The sequence below is a fragment of the Pseudomonas sp. Xaverov 259 genome, from assembly GCF_019352915.1.
Taxonomy (GTDB): domain Bacteria; phylum Pseudomonadota; class Gammaproteobacteria; order Pseudomonadales; family Pseudomonadaceae; genus Aquipseudomonas.
Genome location: NZ_JAAAFV010000072.1, coordinates 221619 through 246391 on the forward strand (window position 1 = coordinate 221619; position 24773 = coordinate 246391).

A 24773-nucleotide genomic window follows, 5' to 3' on the forward strand; every position below is an offset into this window, starting at 1 on the left:
TAAAAGGCGGCTTCGGATTTCGCTACGGTTACGCTTGTGGCCGCATGTGCGGGAACAAGATCACATCGCGGATCGACGGCGAGTTGGTCAACAGCATCACCAACCGGTCGATGCCGATACCTTCACCGGCGGTTGGCGGCATGCCGTATTCCAGGGCACGAACAAAGTCGGCGTCGTAGTGCATCGCCTCGTCGTCGCCAGCGTCCTTGTCGGCCACCTGGGCCATGAAGCGCTCAGCCTGGTCTTCCGCATCGTTAAGCTCGGAGTAGGCGTTGGCGATTTCGCGGCCGCCGATGAACAGCTCGAAACGGTCGGTGACGTTCGGGTTGTCATCGTTGCGACGGGCCAGCGGCGACACTTCGAACGGGTACTGGGTAATGAAGTGCGGCTGTTCCAGCTTGTGCTCCACCAGTTCTTCGAAAATCATCACCTGCAATTTGCCCAGGCCTTCGAAGCCCAGCACCTTGGCGCCGGCTTTTTTGGCGATGGCGCGGGCCTTGTCGATGTCGGTCAGGTCGTCAGCGGTCAACTCAGGGTTGTACTTGAGGATCGAGTCGAACACCGACAGACGCACGAACGGCTCGCCGAAGTAGAACACCTTGTCGCCGTAAGGCACGTCGGTGCTGCCCAGCACCAACTGCGCCAATTCGCGGAACAGTTCTTCGGTGAGGTCCATGTTGTCTTCGTAGTCGGCGTAAGCCTGGTAGAACTCCAACATGGTGAATTCCGGGTTGTGACGGGTCGAGACACCTTCGTTACGGAAGTTGCGGTTGATCTCGAACACCTTCTCGAAGCCGCCAACCACCAGGCGCTTGAGGTACAGCTCCGGCGCGATACGCAGGAACATTTCCAGGTCCAGCGCGTTGTGGTGGGTTTCGAACGGCTTGGCTGCGGCACCACCGGGGATGGTTTGCAGCATCGGCGTTTCCACTTCAAGGAAGTCACGCTTCATCAGGAAGCTGCGGATGTGCGCAATCACTTGCGAACGCACGCGGAAGGTCTGGCGCACGTCTTCGTTGACGATCAGGTCAACGTAGCGCTGGCGATAGCGTTGCTCGGTGTCGGTCAGGCCGTGGTGCTTGTCCGGCAGCGGGCGCAGCGACTTGGTCAGCAGGCGCACGCTGGTCATTTCAACGTACAGGTCGCCCTTGCCGGAACGCGCCAGGGTGCCTTCGGCTGCAATAATGTCGCCCATGTCCCAGGTTTTCACCGAGGCCAGGGTTTCTTCAGGCAGGGTTTTACGGTTGACGTACACCTGAATGCGACCGGTCATATCCTGGATCACCATGAACGAGCCACGGTTGAGCATGATGCGACCCGCTACCTTGACCGGGATTGCAGCCTCTGCCAGCTCTTCCTTGGTCTTGTCCGCGTACTGTTTCTGCAAGGCATCGCAGTAGTTGTCACGGCGGAAGTCGTTCGGGAAGGCATTGCCCTTGGCGCGCTCGGCAGCAAGCTTTTCCTTGCGCAGGGCGATCAGGGAGTTTTCTTCCTGTTGCAGGGCTTGCGGGTCGAGTTGTTGGTCGCTCATGTCTTTAAATTTTCCATCAGGTTCGTTGTCCCCGGCGTAGGCCGGGGATCGCCTACAATCTTTTTACAGGCCGGATTTCAGGCTGGCTTCCAGGTATTCGTCGATATCGCCGTCGAGCACCTTGTCGCAGTCGCTGCGTTCGATGTTCGTGCGCAGATCCTTGATCCGCGACGCATCCAGCACATACGAACGGATCTGGTGGCCCCAGCCGATATCCGACTTGGTGTCTTCCAGCGCCTGGGACGCCGCGTTGCGCTTCTGCATTTCCTGCTCGTACAACTTGGCCCGCAGCATTTTCATGGCGGTGTCCTTGTTGGCGTGCTGGGAACGTTCGTTCTGGCAGCTGACCACGGTGTTGGTCGGTACGTGGGTAATACGTACGGCCGAGTCGGTGGTGTTTACGTGCTGGCCACCGGCACCGGAGGAGCGGTAGGTGTCGATGCGCAGGTCGGCCGGGTTGATCTCGATTTCCACCTTGTCGTCGATCTCTGGCGAGACGAAAACTGCGGAGAACGACGTATGGCGACGGTTGCCGGAGTCGAACGGGCTCTTGCGCACCAGGCGGTGTACGCCGATCTCGGTGCGCAACCAGCCAAAGGCGTATTCGCCCTTGATGTGTACGGTCGCGCCCTTGATGCCAGCGACTTCACCGGCCGACAGTTCCATGATAGTGGCGTCGAAACCGCGTTTATCCGCCCAGCGCAGGTACATGCGCAGCAGGATGTTGGCCCAATCCTGGGCCTCGGTGCCGCCGGAGCCGGCCTGGATGTCCAGGTAGGCGTTGTTCGGGTCCATTTCATGGCTGAACATGCGGCGGAATTCAAGCTTGGCGAGGTTTTCCTCGAGACGGGCCAGCTCGGCGACGACATCGCCCACTGCGCCTTCGTCGTTTTCTTCGACGGCCATGTCCAGCAGGTCGCGGCAATCGCCCAGACCGGTGTTCAGTTCGTCGAGGGTGTCGACGATCTGCGCCAGCGCAGCACGCTCGCGGCCCAGCTCTTGGGCGTATTCAGGTTTGTTCCAGACAGCCGGATCTTCAAGCTCGCGATTGACTTCGGTCAGACGCTCATGCTTTTGATCGTAGTCAAAGATACCCCCGAATAGTTTCGGAGCGCTCGGACAGGTCCTTGATGGTGTTAAGGATCGGGTTGATTTCCATGGCGGGCAGCACTCGTTGGCGAACTTTTGAAAGCCGACGAGTATAACGACAAACCGGCGCTAACGGCAGCCCGCTTGGCGAAAAGGCGGGGTTGTTGACGATCTCCAGCGCGACAGAGATCAAATGTTGGAGCTGGCTTGCCTGCGATAACATCAACTCGGTGTGCCTGATGTACCGAGGTGCCTGCATCGCAGCGGTGCAACGATTCGACAAGCCAGCTCCCACAGAAAAGCAGATCTTCAGTGCATGCAAATCCGCAGCCGATCTCATATTCAAAACCGCATGCGGTCAACTGTGGGAGCGGGCTTGCTCGCGAAGGCGGTGTATCAGTGACAAATAAATTGACTGACCCGCCGCATTCGCGAGCAAGCCCGCTCCCACATTTAGACCGCGTTGCATCAGGTAGACAGGCTTTTGCTTCAACCACTCAGGTCGGCTTTCAGGCCGCCGTGCTGTAGATTTTGATCTGAGACGCCCCGTCAACCACGATGGCCGGAGCGAGGTGCCGAGTGGTGGGGCGAAGACCTTTTGGTTACTTTTGGCTGGGCCGGCATTCCGGGCGTTTGCCAAAAGTAACCCGCCGTCAGGGCGCAACCCTAGAGCCGCCATTACCCAAATAACGGATATACACCCCTACCGCGACGATAAAACAACCCAACACCACAGACACCAATATTTGTGTAGATGCCGCCGCTATCGCAGGCAAGCCAGCTCCCACAAGGGTTCGGCGGTGTTCTGCCTACTCGATACCGACCTGATTACGCCCATTATGCTTAGCCGTATACAGCCCCTTGTCCGCCGCCATGATCAGCTGCCGACAATCCGTGCCCTGCACCGGCGTCATGGTCGACAGGCCGATACTGATAGTCAGGCTCGCCCCTTCTGCCGGAGCAATGTGCGGGATCTTCAGCCCGGCAACGGCCATGCGCAGCTTCTCGGCCACCAGGCGCGCACCGCCCGGCGAGGTATTGGGCAATACCAACGCAAACTCTTCACCGCCGTACCGCGCCGGCAAGTCCGAAGGTCGGCTGCTGGCATCACGGATGCTGGCGGCGACTTTGCGCAGGGCTTCATCACCCTCAACATGGCCAAAGCTGTCGTTGTAGGTCTTGAAAAAGTCCACGTCGATCATCAACAACGACAGCTGGGTCTGGTCACGCATGGCACGGCGCCATTCCAGCTCCAGGTATTCGTCAAAGTGACGGCGGTTGGACAGCCCGGTGAGGCCATCGGAGTTCATCAACCGTTGCAGCACCAAATTGGTGTCCAGCAACTGCTGCTGGCTCACGCGCAGCGCGCGATAAGCCGCATCACGCTGCAACAGCGTCATATACGAGCGCGAGTGATAACGAATGCGCGCCACCAGTTCGATGTTATCCGGCAGCTTGACCAGGTAATCATTGGCCCCGGCCGAAAACGCCGCGCTCTTGATCAGCGGGTCTTCCTTGGTGGAAAGCACGATGATCGGAATATTCGCCGTGGCCGGGTGGTTGCGGTATTCGCGCACCAGTGTCAGGCCATCAAGGCCGGGCATCACCAGGTCTTGCAGGATCACCGTCGGCTTGATTCGGATCGCCTGGGCAATCGCCTGATGCGGGTCGGCGCAAAAGTGAAAGTCGATGTTTTCTTCGTGGGCCAGGCCACGTCGTACGGCTTCGCCGATCATGGCCTGGTCGTCGACCAGCAACACCATGGCAGCGTTTTCATCGGTCTTGATGTCGTCGATCTGTAAATCATTCATGTGCAGTCACCTGAATTACTGTCCTGCAAGCCGGCACCGCGAGAGGTCTTGATCATTTTGCAAATACCTCCAGCAATCGGGGCGCAATTCTGTCCAGTGGGCGAATTTCAACAGCAGCATCAATGGCCGCCGCCGCTTTGGGCATGCCATACACCGCACAGCTCTGCTGATCCTGGGCGATGGTCAAATAGCCTTGTTCACGCAATATCTTGAGGCCCTGGGCCCCGTCGCGCCCCATACCGGTCAGCAGCACGCCGACGGCATCCCCATTCCAGTGGCTGGCGACGCTCTCGAAAAACACGTCGATGGACGGCCGGTAAATCTCGTTCACAGGCTCCGCGGTATAGGCTAGCGTGCCATTTTTCAACAGGCGAATGTGGTGGTTGGTACCGGCCAGCAGCACCACACCGCTTTGTGGCGGCTCGCCCTCCCGCGCCAGGCGCACCGGCAAGCCGGAGGCACTGCTCAGCCACTCGGCCATGCCGGAGGCAAATACCTGGTCCACATGCTGCACCAGCACAATGGCGGCGGGAAAGTCGCGGGGCAAGCCCTTGAGCAGGATTTCCAGGGCGGCCGGGCCGCCCGCCGAAGAACCAATCGCCACCAGGCTCTGACGTTTGCCGGTGGTGCGTGCCGGCGCGGTTTCGGCGCGTACACGGCTGCCACGCTGGCCGATCAACCAGCCAATATTGAGGATCTTGCGCAGCAACGGCGCCGCCGCATCCTTGGGGTTGCCCACCCCCAGCGCCGGGGTGTCCACCACATCCAGGGCGCCATGGCCCATGGCTTCGAACACGCGGCTCATGTTGGCCTGGCGGTCGACGGTCACCAGCAAAATCGCGCACGGGGTCTCGGCCATGATCTGCCGAGTGGCCTCCACGCCGTCCATCACCGGCATGATCAAGTCCATCAGGATCAGGTCCGGGGTCAGTTCGGCGCAGCGCTGTACGGCTTCCAGGCCATTGTTGGCCACCCACACAACCTCGTGCGCGGGCTCGAAACTCAGGGCACGGCGCAGCGCCTCTACTGCCAGGGGCATGTCATTGACGATCGCAATCCTCATGCCCGGGCGCCTCCAATCAGTTCCATCACGGCATCCAGCAGGGCGTCGTCATGGAAACTGGCTTTAGCTAGATAATAGTCGGCGCCGGCGTCCAGTCCACGGCGGCGGTCTTCTTCGCGATCCTTGTACGACACCACCATCACCGGCAACGATTGCAGGCGACTATCACGGCGCAAGAGTGTGACCAATTCGATCCCGTCCATACGAGGCATATCAATGTCAGTGATCAGCAGGTCGAAGTCTTCAGAGCGCAGTGCGTTCCAGCCATCCATGCCATCGACCGCGACCGCCACTTCATAACCACGATTAAGCAATAATTTGCGTTGCAGCTCACGCACGGTGAGCGAGTCGTCCACCACCAGAACGCGCTTGCGCGGCGTTTCGGTGGCCTGCTGGCTGCGCCGTGCGATGCGTTCCAGGCGCCCGGTGTTGAGCAATTTGTCCACCGAACGCAGCATGTCTTCGACGTCGACAATCAACACCACCGAGCCGTCATCCAACAAAGCACCGGCGGAAATATCCTGGACCTTGCCCAAACGGTCATCCAGCGGCAGTACCACCAGGGTGCGCTCGCCGATAAAACGTTCCACCGCAATGCCATACACCGCATCGCGCTCGCGGATGACCACCACCTTCAAGGTTTCGTCATTGCTCTGCCCCGGCGGGCGCTGCAACAACTGGCTGGCGGCCACCAGGCCAACATGCCGGCCTTCGTGCCAGAAATGCTGGCGGCCTTCCAGCTGCACAATATCCTCCGGCGCCAGGTCGCACATGCGTTCGATATGCGCCAGCGGGAAGGCATAGGCTTCCTCGCCGACTTCCACCACCAGGCTGCGCACCACCGACAGGGTCAACGGCACCTCCAAGTGGAAGCGGCTGCCCTGCCCCGCCGTCTGCTCCAGCACCACCGCGCCGCGCAGTTGGCGGACCATGTGCTGCACCGCATCCAGGCCGACGCCGCGCCCGGACACTTCGGTGACCTTGTCGCGCAGGCTGAAACCCGGCAGGAACAGGAATGTCAGCAGTTCTTCTTCACTCAATCGCAGCGCGGTTTCCAGCGGTGACAGGTGCCGGTCGACGATGGTGCCGCGCAGGCGCTCCAGGTCGACACCATTGCCGTCGTCGCTTAACTCCAGCACCAGCAAACCGGCCTGGTGGGAGGCGCGCAGGCGGATCACGCCTTCGGCGGGTTTACCCGCCAATACCCGCTGCTCGGGCATTTCAATGCCGTGGTCGACGGCATTGCGCAATAAATGCGTAAGCGGCGCTTCGAGTTTTTCCAGCACGTCACGGTCGACCTGGGTCTTTTCACCCTCGATCTCCAAGCGCACCTGCTTGCCGAGGCTGCGGCCAAGGTCGCGCACCATGCGCACCTGGCCGGCGAGTACATCGGCAAACGGGCGCATGCGGCAGGCCAGCGCGGTGTCATAAAGCACTTGGGCACGCTGCCCGGCCTGCCAGCCGAACTCATCCAGCTCGGCGGTTTTTTCCGCCAGCAACGCCTGGGCTTCACTCAACAGGCGGCGCGTGTCGGCCAGGGCTTCCTGGGCTTCGAGGCTCAAGTCCATGGCCTTGAGCTGGCCATCGAGCGTGTCCAGGGCCCGCGCGCTGTTGCTTTGAATGCGCTTGAGGCGCTGCATGCTCACCAGGTAAGGCTTGAGCCGCTGGGTCTCCACCAGGGATTTACTCGACAGGTCGAGCAGGCTGTTCAAGCGCTCGGCGGTGACCCGCAGCACGCGCTCGCCGCCTTCGGTCATGCGTTTGTTCTGGCGCGGCAGGTCAGTGCTGACAGGCGGCGCGGGCTCAGGCTCCGGCGGCAATGGGTCAATCAACGGTGCAGGCGCAGGTTCCGGAGCGGCGGCGGCGGCCGGTGTGGCTTGGACGATCGGCTGCGACGGATCCAGCAGGCGCTCCATCAGCGCCACATACCCTTCGATATCCGCCGAGCCTACGTTATTGCCCGGCGTGGCGATGCGCATCAGCAGGTCGGTGCCCTGCAGCAAAGCGTCGATATGCTCGGGTTGCAGATACAGGCGGTTTTCCTGGGCGCTGACCAGGCAATCCTCCATCACGTGGGCAACGCTGACGCCGGCGTCCACGCCGACAATCCGCGCTGCGCCCTTGAGCGAGTGCGCGGCGCGCATGCACGCCTCAAGCTGGTCGGCCTGGGTCGGGTTGCGTTCCAGGGCCAGCAGGCCCGCGCTCAATACCTGGGTCTGCGCATCGGCCTCCAGGCTGAACAGTTCCAGCAGCGAGGCATCGCGCATCTGGTCGGGGGTCATGTGAGGCTCCGGGTCACGGCGGACAACAATTGCGCCTCGTCCAGCCAACGCAGGCTGCGGCCTTTCCACTGCAACACGCCTTGGGTGAAGCGCGCACTGGCCTGGGTGCCGGAGGCCGACGCGGCCTTCAAGGCGCGCTCATCGATGGCATGGATGCCGTCGACTTCATCCACCGGCACCACCACCGGACCGTCCTGGGCAGCAATAATCAACATGCGCGGCATCACCCGCGCACCGCTTGCGCCGGTGCTGGCAGGGTCCAGCCCGAGCAGCTCCACCAGTGACAAACACGCCACCAGCGCGCCGCGCACATTCGCAACGCCCAGTAATGCGCGGGAACGCTGGTGCGGTAACGAGTGAATCGGCTGCAGCGGGGCCACCTCCACCAGGCATCGGGTGGCAATGCCCAGCCACTCTTCACCCAGACGGAACATCAGAATCGAACGGGTGACGATGTCTTCGTCAGCTTCTGCGGGTGCATACGCCTGCCGGTCGTCCTGCTGCAACGCGTAGCGGTCGAGCAGACGCGTGGCGGCGGCGGAATACACCGAGCAGTTGCGGCAGTGGATATGTTCGGCGAGCAACGGGCAGGACTTGTCGCCATGGATGCCGATACGGTTCCAGCAGTCGTCGATGGCTTGGGTGTCGGCCAGGGTCAGGTCCAGGCCTGCGGTGTCGAGCGCATCAAGGTTATTCATCGTTTGGACTCACTGTCTGCACGCTCGCTACGCGCGGCGCGCGCCTGCAAGCGGCGCGCACCCGCACTGTCGCCCTGGGATTCGAGCAATGCGGCCAGGTGCATCAAGGCCTGCGGGTGCTGCGGTTCCAGGTACAAGGCTTTGCGGTAATAACCCTGGGCTTCCAGGGCGCTGCCGGCCACGTCGCTGAGCAGCCCCAGCCAGTAAAACACCTGGGCGGCCGGCGGGTGGTTACTCAAATACTGTTCACAGGCGGCGCGGGCCTCGGCACTTTTGCCTTCGTTGGCCAGCGTGGCGATGCGGCTGAGCAAGTCGCCCGCATCGCTGTGCGGTGCCTTGATCGGCACCACTTGGGCGCTCACTGTGCTGAACGGGCGCGGCTTGGTCGGAATCGGTGCTGCGCTGCGTTGGGGGATGGGCAGCGGCACAAACACCGGTTCAGGCTTGACCGGTTCGGCATGCCGGCTGAATGCAAAGGATTGCGGCACGCCAATCGAACGCATGCCGTGGCGCCCCAGCAGGCTGCCTTCGGCGGGGCCGATAAACAGCACGCCGTCGACGTGGGTCAGGCTCTTGAGCACATCGAAAACTTGCTTCTGGGTGGGTTGGTCGAAGTAGATCAGCAGGTTGCGGCAGAACACAAAATCGTAGGTGGGCTCATTGGCCAGCAACGCCGGGTCGAGCAAATTACCGACTTGCAGGCGCACTTGTTCGCGCACTCGCTCGGCGATGTGGAAACCATCGGGCTGTTCGCTGAAGTGACGCTCGCGAAACTCGATATCGCCGCCGCGAAAGGAATTCTTGCCGTACACGCCACGCTTGGCGCGCTCCACCGACAGCGGGCTGACGTCCAGCCCCAGCACCTTGAACTGGTGCGGCGCCAGCCCGGCATCGAGCAAGGCCATGGCAATCGAATAAGGCTCCTCGCCGGTGGAACACGGCAGGCTGAGAATGCGCAGGGCGCGCATCTGCTTGATCGCCGCCAGGCGCTCCTTGGCCAAACGCGCCAAGGTCGCAAAGGACTCGGGATAGCGGAAAAACCAGGTCTCGGGAACGATCACCGCTTCGATCAGCGCCTGCTGCTCATCCTGCGAACTCTGCAAATGCTGCCAGTAATCCTGCGCCGTCTGCGCCTGCACGGCCTGGCTGCGCTGGCGCACCGCACGCTCGATGATCGCCTCGCCCACCGAGGCGACATCCAGGCCAATGCGGTCCTTCAAGAAGGCAAAGAAGCGTGGGTCGTTGCTCATAGGCTCAACTCGCTGGAAAACAGCAAGGCGCGCACGTCATCGGTGAGCAAGTCGGCCACGCCGATCCATTGCATCAAACCCAAGGCATCTTCACGCACCGGCCCCAGGTACGGCGCCGCGCGGTTATCCAGGCCATAAGGCTGGAACTCGGCCGGGTCGCAACGCAGGGTGTCGGTAGCCTGCTCCAGGATCAGCCCCAGCCAGCGCGCCTCGAGCCAAGGTTGCGGCTGGTAATTGACCAGTACCAATCGCGTACTGGTGCGGGCCTGGGCCGGTTTGCCGAAGGTCAACGCACACAGGTCGATGACCGGCACCAGTGCACCACGGTGGGCAAAGACACCCGCCACCCACAGTGGCGCATGGGCGATGGGTTTGAGCGGCAGGCGCGGCAGCACCTCGGCCACTTCCGTGGCCTTGAGGGCATAACGTTCGCCGCCGATGTGGAACACCAGGAACAACGCCTTTTTCGCTGCCGGGACGGCGCCGCGTTTAGCCGCGAGGTCGCTCATCAGACTTTGAAACGCGACACGCCGCTGCGCAGACCGACCGCGACCTGGCTCAGCTCATCAATGGCAAAGCTGGCCTGGCGCAGGGACTCCACGGTCTGGCTGCTGGCATCGCCCAGTTGCACCAGCGCGTGGTTGATCTGCTCGGCGCCGGTGGCCTGGGCCTGCATGCCTTCGTTGACCATCAACACCCGCGGCGCCAGGGCCTGTACCTGATGGATGATCTGCGACAGCTGTTCGCCGACTTGCTGTACTTCGAACATGCCGCGACGCACTTCTTCGGAGAACTTGTCCATGCCCATCACGCCCGCCGACACCGCCGACTGGATCTCGCGCACCATCTGCTCGATGTCGTAGGTGGCTACGGCAGTCTGGTCGGCCAGGCGGCGCACTTCGGTGGCCACCACGGCAAACCCGCGCCCGTACTCACCGGCCTTCTCGGCTTCGATGGCGGCGTTGAGCGACAGCAGATTGGTCTGGTCGGCCACCTTGACGATGGTCACCACCACTTGGTTGATGTTACCGGCCTTCTCATTAAGGATCGCCAGCTTGGCGTTCACCAGGTCGGCGGCGCCCATCACCGAGTGCATGGTTTCTTCCATGCGCGCCAGGCCTTGCTGGCCGGAACCGGCAGCGACCGACGCCTGATCGGCGGCGGTGGAGACTTCGGTCATGGTGCGCACCAGGTCTTTGGACGTGGCGGCAATTTCCCGCGACGTCGCGCCGATTTCGGTGGTGGTGGCCGCTGTTTCGGTAGCCGTGGCTTGTTGTTGCTTGGAGGTGGCGGCGATCTCGGTGACCGAGGTGGTCACCTGCACCGACGAGCGCTGGGCCTGGGAAACCAGGGCGGTCAGCTCGGTCATCATGTCATTGAAGCCGGTTTCGACAGCGTTGAATTCGTCCTTGCGCTCAAGGTTCAGGCGTTTGCTCAGGTCACCCGTGCGCATGGTTTCGAGGATTTCGACGATGCGATTCATCGGCGCCATGATCGCGCGCATCAGCAACAGGCCGCACAAACCGGCAGCGAGGATGGCCACGGCCAACGACACGAACATGCTGACTTTGGCGGCGGCCACTGCATCATCGATGGCGGCGGTGGCGTTATCGGCGACCTGTTTGTTCTCATTGATAATGTCATTGAGCTTCATGCGGCCTGCGGTCCAGGCGGGCGTGAGCTGTTCGTCGAACAGCTTTTGCGCCTCGACGGCGTTGCCAGCCTGATGGGCGTCCAGCACCAGGGCAAGATTCTTGTTGTAGGCCTGGTGGAGTTTTTCAAAGGCGTCGAACTCAGTACGATCCTGATCGATATTGATCGTGCTCGCGTAACTGGCCATGTGTTGTTCCAGGCGCGCCTCAAACGACTTGTAGTCCTGTTTGTCGGCGTCTGAGATGCCCTGATTACGGAGGGCGCCAACCAACTCCTGGGTTTGCAGGTAACTGTCGACCCAGGCGCTGCGGATCATCGAACTGAAAAACACCCCAGGCACGGCGTCATCCCGGACGGAATTTTCGCTGACCTCAATCTTCAGCAGGCGCGAATACGAGACCACGACCATCAACAGCATGATCGCGATAATTACCGCAAAGCTCGCCAAAATCCGTTGGCGCAAGGTCCAGTTCTTCACAGTAATTCCTCGAAGGGCCGATCAAATGCCGAGGAGTATAGCTGAGCGGATGCCCGCATTTATCAACAGGTTTTGATGTAGCGCTCACAGAACGCAAAAACACCCCGAACCGCTACTGCGGCCGGGGTGTTGTCTGGCAGGGAACGCGGTCAGAGCGTGGCTTGGCGTACCTGTTTTTCCAGCTCGGCCTTTAGGCCAGGCTCCAGTTTGAGTTGGCGCGCCAGCTCGTCGAGGTAGGCTTTTTCCATGAAGTTTTCCTCGTCCACCAGCATCACGCTGGCGATGTACATCTCGGCGGCCATTTCCGGCGTGCTCGCTGCGCGCGCCACATCAGCGGGGTCCAGGGGCTTGTTCAGCTCGGCGTGCAGCCAGCTTTGCAACTCGCGGTCGTTATCGAGCTTGGTGAATTCGCCTTCGATCAGGGCGCGCTCACGCTCGTCTACATGCCCGTCGGCTTTGGCGGCGGCGACCAGCGCCTTGAGAATGCCCTGGCTATGTTGCTCGACCTGGGCCGGCGGCAGGCGGTCGATGGTTTGCGGCTCGCCTTGGGGGGCGCCGGCCTGTTGCGCCTGCCAATTGCCGTACGCTTTGTAGGCAATCACACCGAGGGCTGCCAGCCCGCCATAGGTGAGCGCCTTGCCGCCGAATTTGCGCGCCTTTTTATTCCCCAGCAACAGCCCCATCGCACCCGCCGCCAGGGCACCGCCGCCCGCACCGCCGAGCAAACTGCCAAGCCCACCGCCGCCAAGCAAGCCGCCGAGGGCGCTTTTGTCGTCCGATTTGCGTTGCCCGCCGGCTTTGTTTTGCAACATGTCCTGGCCGGATTTGAGCAACTGATCGAGCAATCCACGGGTATTCATGCGTAGCCTCCAGACACTTGGGTTCGTAGGACCAATAGGCTCCCAGCGTAAAACTAAGTGCCAAAAAGCCGCGATCTAGAGTGCTTCCAGATGTAACGCCAGCAGTGCGTATTTGAAACGTCTTGTTTCATATGCAACGCCATCACCCCGCCATCAATCAATTTTCCTTCTGCATCGAACCGCTTAAGCTATCGGGCGTCTGTTTATTGTCCGTTGCGTTTGGTCGAAGGCATGTCCGAACCGTTATTTCTTATCCGTTACGTGCCAGGAACGGCGCGGGATTTGCTCACGACAGGTTGTCTCTATGCACCGCAGGAATTTGCTCAAAGCGTCCATGGCCATTGCGGCTTACACCGGTTTGTCGGCCAGTGGCCTGTTGGCCGCGCAGGCCTGGGCCGGGAACCGTGCCGCCGATGGCAAGGCCGTGGCGTTCGACTTCGAAACGCTCAAGGCCCAGGCCAAACAGCTCGCCGCCACCGCATACAAAGACACTAAACAGGTACTGCCGCCGACCCTGGCGACCATGACCCCGCAGAATTTCAATGCCATTGGCTACGACGGCAACCATTCGCTGTGGAAGGAGCTGAACGGCCAGCTCGACGTGCAATTCTTCCATGTCGGCATGGGTTTCAAGACGCCAGTACGCATGCATAGCGTCGATCCCAAGACCCGCGAAGCCCGCGAGGTGCATTTCCGCCCGTCGCTGTTCAACTATGCCAAGACCACGGTGGACACTAAACAGCTGACCGGCGACCTGGGCTTCTCCGGCTTCAAGCTGTTCAAGGCGCCGGAACTGGACCGCCATGACGTGCTGTCGTTTCTCGGCGCCAGCTACTTTCGTGCGGTAGATGCAACCGGCCAGTACGGCCTCTCCGCACGCGGCCTGGCGATTGATACCTACGCGAAAAAACGCGAAGAATTCCCCGACTTCACGCAGTTCTGGTTCGAAACCCCAAGCAAGGACGCCACGCGTTTTGTGGTCTACGCCCTGCTCGACTCGCCGAGCGCCACCGGCGCTTATCGCTTTGACATCGATTGCCAGGCCAGCCAGGTGGTGATGGCCATCGACGCGCACATCAATGCGCGCACCGCCATCGAGCAACTGGGCATCGCGCCCATGACCAGCATGTTCAGCTGCGGCACCCATGAACGCCGGATGTGCGACACCATCCACCCGCAAATCCACGACTCGGACCGCCTGGCCATGTGGCGTGGCAACGGCGAGTGGATCTGCCGCCCGCTGAACAACCCGGCCAAGCTGCAATTCAACGCCTTTTCCGACACCGACCCGAAAGGTTTCGGCCTGGTACAGACCGACCATGAGTTCGCCAGCTACCAGGACACTGTGGACTGGTACAGCAAGCGCCCAAGCCTGTGGGTGGAACCGACCACCGCCTGGGGCGAAGGCTCGATCGACCTGCTGGAAATCCCCACCACCGGCGAGACCCTGGACAACATCGTGGCCTTCTGGACCCCGAAAAAGCCTGTGGCCGCCGGTGAATCACTCAACTATGGCTACAAGCTGTACTGGAGCGCGCTGCCGCCGGTGAGCACACCGCTGGCGCAAGTGGATGCCACCCGTTCCGGCATGGGCGGTTTTACCGAAGGCTGGGCACCGGGCGAGCATTACCCCGAAGTGTGGGCACGCCGCTTTGCCGTGGATTTCAAGGGCGGAGGCCTGGATCGCCTGCCAGCCGGCACCGGGATCGAACCGGTGGTGACCTGCTCCCACGGTCAAGTCAAAGACTTCAGTGTGCTGGTGCTGGACAACATCAAGGGCTATCGCATTCTGTTTGATTGGTACCCGACCAGCGACAGTGTGGAGCCGGTTGAACTGCGGCTGTTTATCCGCACCCAGGACCGCACCTTGAGTGAGACCTGGCTGTATCAGTACTTCCCGCCGGCACCGGACCAGCGCAAGTACAGCTGATACGCCCCATCAGATCCTCCCCACGTTCCCGCGTGGGAAGGATCTAATGCCGGTTAAAACCGCGACACACTCTTCATTGCGCCGATCAAATAGCGCATCGCCACCTGATCGTTTTCGGTCAGGGCGCGATACTGCGCCAGCAATTCCACCTCATCCGAACTCAACCTTCGCCCTCGCAAGGACATCCGGCGACTCCAAAAAGACGCCACCGCACCCGCTACGCCATAGGATTTGGTCATGGACCGTTACTCCTGATATCAGTCAAATACTCCTGGTGCCCATTCCCAACGCTCGCGAAGCGCAATGGCTTCGAGGACAAACAGCCTGACTCCCTGGGCCAGAAATCACACTTACCCTAAGCGTAGAAACAATCTCGACACGTGTGGGATTTTTTTAGAGTATTCACTTAAAAAAATACTTCGGTAACAAATACCTACAACCCTTTCGCACGCAGCAGTCGGTAAAGGTGGGCATCGTGAGGCTCCGCTCATACAGCTGCGGATCAGGCTTGCATTAAACGCGGGAAACAAAAAACCCACCGAGTCGGGTGGGTTTATTGCAGGCAGGCGCGGGCTCAATCCCGCAGGTCAGACTCATGAATCGGCTGATCACGGTGAGTCGCACGCTGGTACTGCGCGGGCCAGATGGCTTTGCGCCCACCCAGGTCATCGTCGGCATGCAGCGGCCAGTAAGGGTCACGCAACAGCTCACGGGCGAGGAAGATGATATCGGCCTGGCAGGTGCGCAGGATGTGTTCAGCCTGGGCCGGCTCGGTAATCATGCCCACCGTGCCGGTGGCGATACCGGATTCTTTGCGCACGCGCTCGGCAAACCGCGTCTGGTAGCCCGGGCCGGTGGGGATCTCAGCGTTGGCGGCGGTGCCACCAGAGGACACGTCGATAAGGTCCACGCCCAGGTCTTTAAGGCGGCGCGCCAGCTCCACAGTTTCATCGGGGTTCCAGCCGTCTTCCACCCAATCGGTGGCCGACACCCGCACAAACAGCGGCAGCTCCTGGGGCCAGACGGCGCGCACGGCCTTGGTGACTTCGAGCACCAGGCGGATACGGTTTTCAAACGAGCCGCCGTAGTGATCCTGACGCTGGTTGCTGATCGGCGAGAGGAACTGATGCAACAGGTAACCGTGGGCGGCGTGGATTTCCACCACTTCGAAACCGGCGGTCAGCGCACGCTTGGCGGCGGCGACAAAGTCGGCAATCACCTGCTGGATCTGCCCCTCATCGAGTGGCTTGGGTTGCGTATGGTTCGGGTCAAAGGCAATCGGCGAGGGGCCCACCGGCACCCAGCCGCCGTCTTCCGGCTTGACGCTGCCGTGCTTGCCGATCCACGGCCGGTGGGTGCTGGCCTTACGCCCGGCGTGCGCCAGCTGGATACCCGCCACCGCGCCTTGGGCGGCAATAAAGCGGGTGATGCGTTGCAACGGTTCGATCTGCGCGTCATTCCACAGGCCCAGGTCCTGGGCGGTGATGCGGCCATCGGCGGTGACGGCGGTGGCTTCGGTAAAAATCAGCCCAGCGCCACCGACGGCGCGGCTGCCCAGGTGCACCAGGTGCCAGTCATTGGCCAGGCCATCGTCGGACGAGTATTGGCACATCGGCGACACGGCGATGCGGTTAAGGAGGGTCAATTGACGGAGGGTGTAGGGTTCGAGCAGCTGACTCATGGCGCACCTCTTCTGGGTTCTGTGGGCACTATTCAAACAGTGCTTAGAGCCTAGTCGACAACGCTGGATTGCACAGGGTTCAGAAAGGAAAGCGGGAGCCACGTGCCGGCTCCCGTGTTGCAAAAGATTACATCTCGACCTGGGTGCCCAGCTCGATCACCCGGTTTACCGGGAGTTTGAAGAAGCGAAGGTTGCCGTTGGCGTTTTTCAACATGAACGCAAACAGCGCTTCGCGCCAGCGCGCCATGCCTTTGATGCGCGAGGCGATCACGGTTTCGCGGCTGAGGAAGTAGGTGGTGCGCATCGGGCTGAAGTCCAGCTCGTCCAGATGGCACAGCTTCAGGGCTTCGGGCACGTCCGGCTCATCCGCAAACCCGAAATGCAGGATGACCCGGAAGAAGCCTTCGCCGTAGGCATCGACCTCGAAACGCCGCGTAACCGGCACGCGGGGAATGTCCTCGTAAACCACCGTCAACAGCACCACCTGCTCGTGCAAAACCTGGTTATGCAGCAGGTTGTGCAACAGCGCGTGGGGTACGGCGTCCGGCCGCGCGGTCAGAAACACCGCCGTGCCCTGCACGCGGTGGGGCGGCTGCACGCGGATGCTGCTGATAAAGATCGGCAACGGCAGCCCGCCTTCGTCGAGGCGCTCGACCAGCAACTGCTTGCCGCGCTTCCAGGTGGTCATCAGCACGAACAGCACAATCCCCGCGAGCACCGGGAAGGCGCCGCCCTGGATGATCTTCGGCACGTTGGCGGCAAAATACAGGCCGTCCACCAACAGGCAGCAGACCAGCACCGGCACCGCCAGGATCGGTGGCCACTTCCACAGCAGCAGCATCACCGCCGACACCAGGATGGTGGTCATCAGCATGGTGCCGGTCACCGCCACGCCGTAGGCCGAGGCCAGTGCGTTGGAGGACTCGAAGCCAATCACCAGCAGGATCACGCCGACCATCAACGCCCAGTTCACCGCGCCGATGTAGATCTGGCCCTGCTCGGCGCTGGAGGTGTGCTGGATGTGCATGCGTGGGATGTAACCCAGCTGGATCGCCTGGCGCGTCAACGAGAACGCACCTGAAATCACCGCCTGGGAAGCAATCACCGTGGCCAGGGTGGACAACACCACCAGCGGGATCAGCGCCCAGCTCGGCGCCAGCAGGTAGAACGGGTTGCGCGCGGCTTCCGGGTCGCCAAGCAGCATGGCGCCCTGGCCGAAATAGTTGAGCACCAGTGCCGGCAACACCAAAATGAACCAGGCGCGGGCAATGGGTTTGCGCCCGAAGTGGCCCATGTCGGCGTACAGCGCCTCGGCACCGGTCAGTGCCAGCACCACGGCGCCAAGGATCGCCACGCCAATGCCTGGGTGGGCCTCAAAGAACCGCACGGCCCACATCGGGTTCATCGCGCTGAGCACTTCAGGGTGCAAGGTGATGCCATAGATCCCAAGGCCGCCCAGCACCAGGAACCAGGTGACCATCACCGGCCCGAACAGCTTGCCGATACGGTCGGTGCCGTGTTTCTGGATCAGGAACAGCGCCACCAGCACCACCAGTGCAATTGGCACGACCCATTTGTCCAGGCCATCGAACGCCAATTCCAGACCTTCAATGGCCGACAACACCGAAATCGCCGGGGTGATCATGCTGTCGCCGTAGAACAGCGCCGCACCGCACAGGCCGCACACCACCAGAAAACTGCGCAGGCGCTTGCGCGTGCCTGCCGCCCGCCGTGCCAGTGCCGTCAGCGCCATGATGCCGCCCTCGCCCTGGTTGTCGGCGCGCAGCACGAACAGCATGTATTTGATCGATACAACCCAGATCAGCGACCAGAAGATCAGCGCCAGGATACCCAGCACGCCATCATGGTTGACCTGCACACCGTAACCACCGGTAAACACTTCTTTAAGGGTATAGAGCGGGCTGGTACCGATATCGCCGTAAACCACCCCGACCGCCGCCACCAGCATGCCAATCGGCTTTGCATTGGAATGCTCGGCACCTGCCGCCTGACTATTTGCCTGACCCATCAACCACTCCTGCCCTTTGACCTGAGGTCTTTTATAAACAACGCGCCTAAGCAGACCCTAGCATGCGCTGTTTTACTTCTCGTAACAGACGTTTTATTGACCCCGGGGTTTCACCCGTGCGCAACGGCGCGAAGCATAGCGCAGCACTCGTCGCATTTCCCTGCTCAAGTGCTTTGGGTATCGTTTTAGGCCGTGAGTAATAGGGGACAGGGCATTTTGGAGCCTATTTGCCTGCATTGATCACTTGTAGGGCGGACCGTATGTTTTTGGTTTTACTCGCTAGGACTGCCTCAGCGGTGTCGACGGGAACCTCCTGGCTGACTCACCGGATTCAAAAATCGTGCTCCCCTGCATGGCGCGCGCAGTCGATATAAAAACTCAATCATCGACCTGTCTCTTTTAAGGTACATTTTCATGTACGAAGTCAAACACATGCTGTCTGCCAACGGCGTGGATATCTACCAAGCCTGGCTGGACACCGTGCAAGACACGCGCTCAAAAGCAAGAATCACCACCCGAGTGGACCGTGCGTCTCTGGGGCACTTTGGAGTTACCGAGCCGATAGGTGATGGCGTCTTTGAAATGAAGCTCGACTTCGGACCTGGGTTCCGCGTGTATTACGCAATCCAGGATCGAGAAATCATTTTCCTGCTGGGCGCAGGCTCAAAGGTCAGGCAGCAGAACGACATCGATCAAGCCAAGGCTCTCTGGAAATCTTACAAGGCGTACCAAAAATGACCATTCGTACACGTTCTCATGAAGATAGCGTCCTTGAAATGCTCCGAGACGACGAAGCATTTGCCCTTGAATACCTGTCCGTCGCGCTTGAGGAGATCGACGAAGCAGGTGGCGAGGACGCCTTTCTCGTTGCTGTCCGTCGAGTGGCAGAGGCTCGCGGCGGGATGCTCAGCTTGTCGCAGAACACGGGGCTTAATAGAGCTAACCTCTATCGATCTCTCGCAGCCGGCGGCGACCCAAAGCTGTCCACTCTCCTGAAGGTGCTTCAGGCCTTGGGTGTAGGCCTTTCTAAAGTTGTAACGCACAGTACGGCACAAGATGCACGCACTTGAAAGGGTACCAAGGGCGCTACAAATCCCCCAACACAGCACTCGTCGCATTTCCCCGTATAAAGCTGGTCAAGCGCGCTGCCCGTCGATAGAAATCCGCACTTTTTGATCAGAGGCGCACCAAGCGCCCGTCTACCGCCGTGTCGTGCCCGACTGGCGGCGTCATTCAATACCGAGGTTAGGCATGTCCACCACCATCGCAAAAGCCAACCCCAAGGTCGGCTTTGTATCCCTGGGCTGCCCTAAAGATGGTTAAAGTGAACAAATAATTCGCACAAAAAAAGGCCATGAGTAGCAAGGAAACTCCTTACTACGCAGGCCTTATGACTTTCACCCAACCTCTTTGTCTGCACCCTACACATGTAGGGACTTCTAAGGCAGTTACGCAGCGATCTATACTTTCTTGCCAACGTCGAGCAAGGCTTGAGTGATAACCGAGAAAACATCAATTCGATTATAGGTCTATGAAAAATGCGTAAATTGACACCTGAGGAAATTGAGAACGTCACAGGTGCAGTCGGGCCCTTTGGGGCTGCCGCAGGCGCAGTGGCAGCTGGGATGGCTTACGTAGGAACCCAAGCTGGCAGTGGACAGCCTGCAACCCTTAGAGGAGCGGCATCAGCAATCGTGACAGGCGCGGTTCTCGGATTTTATACACCGACGACAACCGCTCAGTCAGCAGGTATTGCTATGGGTAGCTTATACGGCGGGCTAGCCGGTGGATATATGAGTAGAGACAACTGGAATGGTAAATGAGGGTCAGATCGTCAATGGTCTTGCTCTCATGTTCGCAAGCTACTCATTAGTTGAAATATTACCTCGCTGAGGAAATTGTATGAATGATTTTTTCTTTGGGGAGTTCTTCGACTTCAACATTTTTTGTTGGGGCCTGATTATTTTTGGGATCACACGGTTGCTGATTGTCGGATTCGAAAAAATTAACCGCCGTAAGATCCCCCAGGCTCTAAAGGCGGCGATTCAGATACCTATAGTGTTGTCTATTGCACTTTTATGCGCCGCTAAATTCCCCTTACCAATTTAAGCTTGGTTCCTGTAAGTGATATAGATGATTCACTGTCTGATAAGCGACGCACGCCGATTATATATTGAGCTTGCGTTTACCCCTAAGATCCCACAAACATACCAAACTTTCTGCAAATCTCCTTTCTTCCATCCCTTCTGCAGAAGAGCTTATGCCTCTGCAGGGCGCCCGAAGATTCGGCAGTAGTTTGCGAGATAAGGGGGTAGTCAGGCCCGCCACGTAAAATGGCTGCACCTGACACGCAAAAGCCACGCAATGCGCGGCTTTTGCGTTGGTAGGTTCAAACGGACTTGAACCGTGGACAAAAGTATTATGAGCCCGAGTCGACCTACCCTGTTGATTGGTCAAAGCCAGTAAAATCATTGGCTATGGAATGTATATGCGTATATGTGCTGCATACCAAATCACCTAAATTGGATGGGCGTTGGGCGGCCGGCGATACTGGCGCTACTAAGAGTTCAGTGTGTAATCATGGAGCGTTGTTGCCGCCTCATCATCCTGACGAGACGCTCAGTAGGCTTGTCCAGTACCGCTTCCTCGCCAAGTGACAACAACAACAACAGAGGTCGCCGCCGATGGCCGCGATTGACCATTAATCTGCCTAAAAATGTCGCAGCTCCAAGGTTGTCATTGAACTCCTTTTTTAGACATCGCCTTAACCCAGACGTCAATAGATCAGCAATCTGAACGCCAAAATCGCCTTTAGAGTCAACGAACTGGATGTCGTCTCCGATCAGCCTGCCGATATCAAACACGCCGCTCAGGTCGACTTCGACTCCGTAATGCTCCTTGAGATATGTGCTCATCTCGTTGCGTACTTTTCCGAGCTTAAACTCCTCATTCAATGGACATCCATTCTCGGCTTTGAACTGTTGAAGTGCACTTTCAGCCGCATCCATTTCCTGTTCCAAAATAACGACCGCGCCCACGGCACTCCACGCGTTGTGATCGTCTGCATAGGTGAATGAACCTGACTCGTCGATAAAAATGCGCATACTTTCTCCATTCTGCGACTTGCGGGTCATCGTGTTCCGTACGTCGAATCTCGCGAGCAGATCGTTTTGATGATAGTGAAAATTGGTGAAACGCCTTTATTCTAGAGAAGCGCGGCCAGCATAGCCTTCATGGGGTTTTCATTGCTTCGATGCATTCAGAATCTGAGCGAAAAATGCTTAGAGTCAAATACGAAAACCGAAGAAAACGATTGTTTTTCAGTGGTAAATCCCCGTAATCATTGGGCTTAACGGCCACGCTTTTTAGGGCCGCTCTTGTGAGAAGTGCGCTCATGCGTTTCACTTCCTTACAAAACTTTGCATTCGGTGCAGTTCGTAACTTGGTCGGCAGCCCCCGGCCGGCGTGACTTGCGTTCATGATGTACATACCAGCGCTATTTGCACAAAAAAGGGACACAAACCCCGTCGGCGGGAGGGGGATAAGTGCTTTTTCTTCAAGTTTTTTTATCTCCGACCGGCTTTTTACCAATCAACCCTGCATGCAAATAGCCTCCTCGAGTCGAAGACGATCAACACCTGGTTAGCATGACTACGTGACGAAGTAGCACTGCTCAGGCAACCGGGTGCCTATCACAAAAATCTTGGTCGAACAGGCCAATGAGCTATACAGAGCGCGCCTAGTTGACCGAGAAGGCCTTAGCGATTTACTTGAACAAGCGGATGACGCGTTGGCATACGCCATCGAAGCACTTCTGGATGGGCGCAACGATCAATAGGTGGGACTTTATGCATATGCTGATCACGCCGATGCGGTGCAAAGGGATCGCTTTAAGTCCGCAAGAAAGACGGCGCTATCCTGCTATCAAGGGAGATGTGCTGGTTGCTCCACAGGTAGCAAATGAGCTTGGCCGTAGTTCAAATGTAGCAAGGGTGGCTAGAGGGTTACCGCTTGAACCAGATCCACTCCCTGCGCTACTGGACGCATCACTGGCACGAATGGCCCCGTCAGGTTTTGTTCTAAGCGGGATTGAGTACGTGGACGGGTGTGCTTACGCGCAGTCTTGGTGGTGCCGGCCGGGGTAAATTGAGTCAGAAAAACAGGGGCCGAAGCCCCTGTCTATTTACTTTACAAAAACAGCTCGATACCCAGGAGGACCAATTTGGTCAACCAGTAGGCTGCTTCAAGCGCGTGAACGGCGACTTCAAGCAAACCCTGAATCATCACTAACTTCATGTCGATTATCTCCGAAGCTAAGCAGGACCCGTCACCTGGTAGAAAGGTTACGGAGTTTCCACCTAACTGGTAACTCGCCTTGCAAGTTTACGAACCAGCCTGCTGACCAGTCGTAATTATTTACGATTCAATCGAGTGATTAAATCTCATAACTAACGACAGTTCGACAAGTGATCGGGCTTGACGGGCGAGTCGCAGACCCATACGCTTCGAAGTGTCTAGATCCAAAGCTGTACAGTGTTAAGTAGTTGATCAGATGCTACCACGGTTTTTTCCGAAGGGAATATACCCGATCGCATCTACGCAAAGCCCGCCCCGTGCGGGCTTTGTCGTTTCTGGCTCCCGGGCGGTCTGCTGCTGCGCCCGGGGCACCCCACCAAGCTAGTGTTTTCGCGGGGTTGGGGTGTAAAGATTTTTTTTGATCTTTTTTTATGTCGATTATTACTAGGACTTAAAGACCTAATATCAATCCGACGAACGGTAACACCCCAAGCACAACAAGTAAGTGCCCGGGCGTTAGTTATGATTTCCCGGGCGCTCTGCATGTCATTTATAAACGACAGTTCATACACAGAAAACGCTATCAAACATGAACAAGCAACTGACCTATAGTGTGACTGCTTGAACTTTTGATAGCATTTTCTGTGCGTCAACTGAATTGACAGTAAAGGCAGCGGCATTACCTGGCACTGGCGTCGGCCCGTGGGTGTGACCCGCCAGTTGAGAGTTCATCTGCTGGACCAGCTCGAGCAAATCACACAGCACCTGCTGCACGTTGACTCCCTCGGAACCCAACCAGGTCTTGGGCGCCACCATTCGTTGATTTACCGCTGCCACACTCTTACGCAACCCTCAATCCTTTCCTCCATGTCGCCACCCACCGTGGCGTTGTGCTTCTGCCCTACCACCAGGTTCAAGTCGCGCCCGGTCGCCCGGTGCAAGTCATCCACCGCTGCCAGGCTCGCAGATCCGCCCGACAGCAGCTTAAGCGCGTCCAGGGCTTCAAGGGTCTTAATGCCCCCTACCGATTCGGTTGAATGATCGTCCACGGTCCTGTTGTGGCTCTGGTAGCGCTCAGTGTTGCCCATCGCTTCCACTTCTCGCTCGATCGCCTTGTCCAGGATCTTGCCGTCAGTCTGGCGCAGCCAATTGCCGTCCGCGTCGACAGGCTGCTGACAGGCTTCGCTGTGCTGCCATACCTGGTCACCCTTCGGGACGCTGGGCATGCTCAGACCGTGGGGCAAAATGGTTTGGATATAGGGCTTGTGTGGCAGGCCGTAGGCAAAGCACACCACAACTTGGGTGCCTTCCTCGGGGAACGCATAGATGCCCATTTCCTCGCCACCGATGGGCAGCGGCAAAGGCACGCCGGCAAGGATCGCCAGCTTGGTGTCTGGCTCGCCGTCCGGTCCAATGACCTCGATGTCGACCGCGTAGCGTGGCCGAAAGTCGTCACAGATCCCGGCGCCGGCGGGCGCGTCGGCCACGGCGACGACCCGGGCAAAGCGCGGCAGGAGGTCACCACCGGTGAGTTCGGGGAATTGTCGTTCTACGCTGCGGCGGATTGCGTCGTCCATCGGATGGCCATCTGGTTGTCGATGAGCGCGACACTGGTGATGCGCTCGCCGTGGTTGATCGTTGCACCTGGTCGCAACCCGGGAAGGGCTGCAATCATCGCGCTTTGGTTGCCCTGGTAGTCGTCGAATAGTTCCACCGGCAGCTGCAGGGGCGGGCGAATTCCAAAGAAGCCGTCAGTACAACTGCCCACGAAAACCTTCCCGTCACCCTGCTGCTGACAGATAAAGTCAGAAATGTCGAAAACCCGGGCTAGGCCGTCCATCGCCTGATAGCCAGCGGCCAGGCTATAGAAAAAGCGCTTTCACGCCGGCGTAGAGCTGATTTGGTACACGAACGAGCAGACCTGTCCGCCGTCAATTCGACATGGCGCAGGTTCAGCGGCAGCGGATTTGTCAGGATTGCAGCCAGCTCCCGGCAAACACCAACTGAGGGCAACTGATAGCCACGCCGCACTCGTCGCATTTCCCCGTATAAAGCTGGTCAAGCGCGCTGCCCGTCGATAGAATTGCGCACTTTTTGATCAGAGGCGCACCAAGCGCCCGTC

At 59.2% G+C, this 24773-nt stretch carries 21 protein-coding genes and 2 pseudogenes; 6 read left to right on the top strand and 17 right to left on the bottom strand.

Annotated features, from left to right (window positions below):
- Positions 1 to 28: 28 nt before the first annotated feature.
- From lysS to K0H48_RS29760, 11 genes are all read right to left on the bottom strand, one after another.
- Positions 29 to 1531, bottom strand: a complete 1503-nt coding sequence (gene lysS, locus K0H48_RS29710) for a lysine--tRNA ligase (RefSeq protein ID WP_219337766.1) — start codon at positions 1529 to 1531, stop codon at positions 29 to 31.
- A gap of 63 nt (positions 1532 to 1594) precedes the next feature.
- Positions 1595 to 2690, bottom strand: a protein-coding gene (prfB, locus tag K0H48_RS29715) for a peptide chain release factor 2 (protein ID WP_096236834.1) whose coding sequence is annotated in 2 segments (ribosomal slippage) — positions 1595 to 2617 and positions 2619 to 2690 — 1095 coding nt in all. Because the reading frame shifts where the segments join, the coding sequence is not laid out codon by codon here.
- Entirely contained in the window at positions 2616 to 2960 is a 345-nt protein-coding gene (locus tag K0H48_RS29720) for a hypothetical protein (protein WP_219337871.1), read from the bottom strand. Before K0H48_RS29720 ends, prfB begins: the two co-directional genes overlap by 75 nt.
- Before the next feature lie 469 nt (positions 2961 to 3429).
- The gene (locus tag K0H48_RS29725) at positions 3430 to 4431 is read right to left on the bottom strand and encodes a PleD family two-component system response regulator (protein WP_219337767.1); all 1002 of its coding nucleotides are present in this window, start codon (positions 4429 to 4431) and stop codon (positions 3430 to 3432) included.
- A 52-nt stretch (positions 4432 to 4483) separates the two neighbouring features.
- Positions 4484 to 5494: a chemotaxis response regulator protein-glutamate methylesterase gene (locus tag K0H48_RS29730; protein ID WP_219337768.1), complete on the bottom strand. Its 1011-nt coding sequence runs from the start codon at positions 5492 to 5494 to the stop codon at positions 4484 to 4486.
- A complete protein-coding gene (locus K0H48_RS29735; protein WP_219337769.1) occupies positions 5491 to 7776 on the bottom strand; it encodes a hybrid sensor histidine kinase/response regulator in 2286 nt (761 codons plus the stop codon). The genes K0H48_RS29730 and K0H48_RS29735 overlap by 4 nt, the downstream gene beginning before the upstream one ends.
- Entirely contained in the window at positions 7773 to 8474 is a 702-nt protein-coding gene (locus tag K0H48_RS29740) for a chemotaxis protein CheW (protein WP_138816495.1), read from the bottom strand. The genes K0H48_RS29735 and K0H48_RS29740 overlap by 4 nt, the downstream gene beginning before the upstream one ends.
- Positions 8471 to 9724: a protein-glutamate O-methyltransferase CheR gene (locus K0H48_RS29745; protein ID WP_138816496.1), complete on the bottom strand. Its 1254-nt coding sequence runs from the start codon at positions 9722 to 9724 to the stop codon at positions 8471 to 8473. The genes K0H48_RS29740 and K0H48_RS29745 overlap by 4 nt, the downstream gene beginning before the upstream one ends.
- Positions 9721 to 10233, bottom strand: coding sequence for a chemotaxis protein CheW (locus tag K0H48_RS29750; protein ID WP_219337770.1), 513 nt, complete (start codon positions 10231 to 10233; stop codon positions 9721 to 9723). The genes K0H48_RS29745 and K0H48_RS29750 overlap by 4 nt, the downstream gene beginning before the upstream one ends.
- Positions 10233 to 11855, bottom strand: coding sequence for a methyl-accepting chemotaxis protein (locus K0H48_RS29755; protein WP_138816498.1), 1623 nt, complete (start codon positions 11853 to 11855; stop codon positions 10233 to 10235). The genes K0H48_RS29750 and K0H48_RS29755 overlap by 1 nt, the downstream gene beginning before the upstream one ends.
- 149 nt (positions 11856 to 12004) lie before the next feature.
- Positions 12005 to 12715 (bottom strand): tellurite resistance TerB family protein, encoded by a 711-nt coding sequence (locus tag K0H48_RS29760; protein ID WP_065928940.1) that lies wholly within the window; start codon positions 12713 to 12715, stop codon positions 12005 to 12007.
- 304 nt (positions 12716 to 13019) lie between these two features.
- Between K0H48_RS29760 and K0H48_RS29765 the strand changes: the two genes are divergently transcribed.
- Positions 13020 to 14645: a glucan biosynthesis protein D gene (locus K0H48_RS29765; protein ID WP_219337771.1), complete on the top strand. Its 1626-nt coding sequence runs from the start codon at positions 13020 to 13022 to the stop codon at positions 14643 to 14645.
- A 53-nt stretch (positions 14646 to 14698) separates the two neighbouring features.
- Here K0H48_RS29765 and K0H48_RS29770 read toward each other — a convergent pair whose 3' ends face one another.
- The 3 genes from K0H48_RS29770 to K0H48_RS29780 all read right to left on the bottom strand — a co-directional run bounded on the left by K0H48_RS29770 (position 14699) and on the right by K0H48_RS29780 (position 18355).
- On the bottom strand, positions 14699 to 14884 hold the full coding sequence (locus tag K0H48_RS29770; protein WP_017137090.1) for a hypothetical protein: 186 nt from the start codon (positions 14882 to 14884) through the stop codon (positions 14699 to 14701).
- 335 nt (positions 14885 to 15219) lie between these two features.
- Positions 15220 to 16326 carry an NADH:flavin oxidoreductase/NADH oxidase gene (locus tag K0H48_RS29775; RefSeq protein WP_065928937.1) on the bottom strand — a complete coding sequence of 369 codons (1107 nt, stop codon included), beginning with the start codon at positions 16324 to 16326 and terminating at the stop codon, positions 15220 to 15222.
- A 127-nt stretch (positions 16327 to 16453) separates the two neighbouring features.
- Complete coding sequence (locus K0H48_RS29780) at positions 16454 to 18355, bottom strand: potassium transporter Kup (protein ID WP_219337772.1); 1902 nt, start codon at positions 18353 to 18355, stop codon at positions 16454 to 16456.
- 414 nt (positions 18356 to 18769) lie between these two features.
- Between K0H48_RS29780 and K0H48_RS29785 the strand changes: the two genes are divergently transcribed.
- From K0H48_RS29785 to K0H48_RS29800, 4 genes are all read left to right on the top strand, one after another.
- On the top strand, positions 18770 to 19093 hold the full coding sequence (locus K0H48_RS29785) for a type II toxin-antitoxin system RelE/ParE family toxin (protein ID WP_219337773.1): 324 nt from the start codon (positions 18770 to 18772) through the stop codon (positions 19091 to 19093).
- Entirely contained in the window at positions 19090 to 19425 is a 336-nt protein-coding gene (locus tag K0H48_RS29790; RefSeq protein ID WP_200432985.1) for an addiction module antidote protein, read from the top strand. The genes K0H48_RS29785 and K0H48_RS29790 overlap by 4 nt, the downstream gene beginning before the upstream one ends.
- A 468-nt stretch (positions 19426 to 19893) precedes the next feature.
- On the top strand, positions 19894 to 20178 hold the full coding sequence (locus K0H48_RS31190; RefSeq protein ID WP_219337774.1) for a class IIb bacteriocin, lactobin A/cerein 7B family: 285 nt from the start codon (positions 19894 to 19896) through the stop codon (positions 20176 to 20178).
- A 79-nt stretch (positions 20179 to 20257) separates the two neighbouring features.
- Positions 20258 to 20464, top strand: a complete 207-nt coding sequence (locus K0H48_RS29800) for a hypothetical protein (RefSeq protein ID WP_219337775.1) — start codon at positions 20258 to 20260, stop codon at positions 20462 to 20464.
- 458 nt (positions 20465 to 20922) lie between these two features.
- Here the strand turns inward: K0H48_RS29800 and K0H48_RS29805 are convergent, their stop codons facing one another.
- Complete coding sequence (locus K0H48_RS29805; RefSeq protein WP_219337776.1) at positions 20923 to 21459, bottom strand: DUF3800 domain-containing protein; 537 nt, start codon at positions 21457 to 21459, stop codon at positions 20923 to 20925.
- A 744-nt stretch (positions 21460 to 22203) separates the two neighbouring features.
- Here K0H48_RS29805 and K0H48_RS30910 point away from each other — a divergent pair.
- Positions 22204 to 22500 carry a hypothetical protein gene (locus K0H48_RS30910; protein ID WP_257627161.1) on the top strand — a complete coding sequence of 99 codons (297 nt, stop codon included), beginning with the start codon at positions 22204 to 22206 and terminating at the stop codon, positions 22498 to 22500.
- A 757-nt stretch (positions 22501 to 23257) separates the two neighbouring features.
- Here the strand turns inward: K0H48_RS30910 and K0H48_RS29810 are convergent.
- Together K0H48_RS29810 and K0H48_RS29815 are read right to left on the bottom strand one after the other, a co-directional pair.
- Positions 23258 to 24228: pseudogene (locus tag K0H48_RS29810) on the bottom strand (hypothetical protein).
- Positions 24201 to 24655: pseudogene (locus K0H48_RS29815) on the bottom strand (hypothetical protein); the annotation flags it as partial. The pseudogenes K0H48_RS29815 and K0H48_RS29810, both read right to left, overlap by 28 nt.
- Positions 24656 to 24773: the final 118 nt, after the last annotated feature.

Coding starts and splice junctions, on each gene's coding strand:
- lysS (WP_219337766.1), bottom strand. CDS start 1,531: ATGAGCGACCAACAACTCGACCCGCAAGCCCTGCAACAGGAAGAAAAC.
- K0H48_RS29720 (WP_219337871.1), bottom strand. CDS start 2,960: ATGAGATCGGCTGCGGATTTGCATGCACTGAAGATCTGCTTTTCTGTG.
- K0H48_RS29725 (WP_219337767.1), bottom strand. CDS start 4,431: ATGAATGATTTACAGATCGACGACATCAAGACCGATGAAAACGCTGCC.
- K0H48_RS29730 (WP_219337768.1), bottom strand. CDS start 5,494: ATGAGGATTGCGATCGTCAATGACATGCCCCTGGCAGTAGAGGCGCTG.
- K0H48_RS29735 (WP_219337769.1), bottom strand. CDS start 7,776: ATGACCCCCGACCAGATGCGCGATGCCTCGCTGCTGGAACTGTTCAGC.
- K0H48_RS29740 (WP_138816495.1), bottom strand. CDS start 8,474: ATGAATAACCTTGATGCGCTCGACACCGCAGGCCTGGACCTGACCCTG.
- K0H48_RS29745 (WP_138816496.1), bottom strand. CDS start 9,724: ATGAGCAACGACCCACGCTTCTTTGCCTTCTTGAAGGACCGCATTGGC.
- K0H48_RS29750 (WP_219337770.1), bottom strand. CDS start 10,233: ATGAGCGACCTCGCGGCTAAACGCGGCGCCGTCCCGGCAGCGAAAAAG.
- K0H48_RS29760 (WP_065928940.1), bottom strand. CDS start 12,715: ATGAATACCCGTGGATTGCTCGATCAGTTGCTCAAATCCGGCCAGGAC.
- K0H48_RS29765 (WP_219337771.1), top strand. CDS start 13,020: ATGCACCGCAGGAATTTGCTCAAAGCGTCCATGGCCATTGCGGCTTAC.
- K0H48_RS29770 (WP_017137090.1), bottom strand. CDS start 14,884: ATGACCAAATCCTATGGCGTAGCGGGTGCGGTGGCGTCTTTTTGGAGT.
- K0H48_RS29775 (WP_065928937.1), bottom strand. CDS start 16,326: ATGAGTCAGCTGCTCGAACCCTACACCCTCCGTCAATTGACCCTCCTT.
- K0H48_RS29780 (WP_219337772.1), bottom strand. CDS start 18,355: ATGGGTCAGGCAAATAGTCAGGCGGCAGGTGCCGAGCATTCCAATGCA.
- K0H48_RS29785 (WP_219337773.1), top strand. CDS start 18,770: ATGTACGAAGTCAAACACATGCTGTCTGCCAACGGCGTGGATATCTAC.
- K0H48_RS29790 (WP_200432985.1), top strand. CDS start 19,090: ATGACCATTCGTACACGTTCTCATGAAGATAGCGTCCTTGAAATGCTC.
- K0H48_RS31190 (WP_219337774.1), top strand. CDS start 19,894: ATGCGTAAATTGACACCTGAGGAAATTGAGAACGTCACAGGTGCAGTC.
- K0H48_RS29800 (WP_219337775.1), top strand. CDS start 20,258: ATGAATGATTTTTTCTTTGGGGAGTTCTTCGACTTCAACATTTTTTGT.
- K0H48_RS29805 (WP_219337776.1), bottom strand. CDS start 21,459: ATGCGCATTTTTATCGACGAGTCAGGTTCATTCACCTATGCAGACGAT.
- K0H48_RS30910 (WP_257627161.1), top strand. CDS start 22,204: ATGCATATGCTGATCACGCCGATGCGGTGCAAAGGGATCGCTTTAAGT.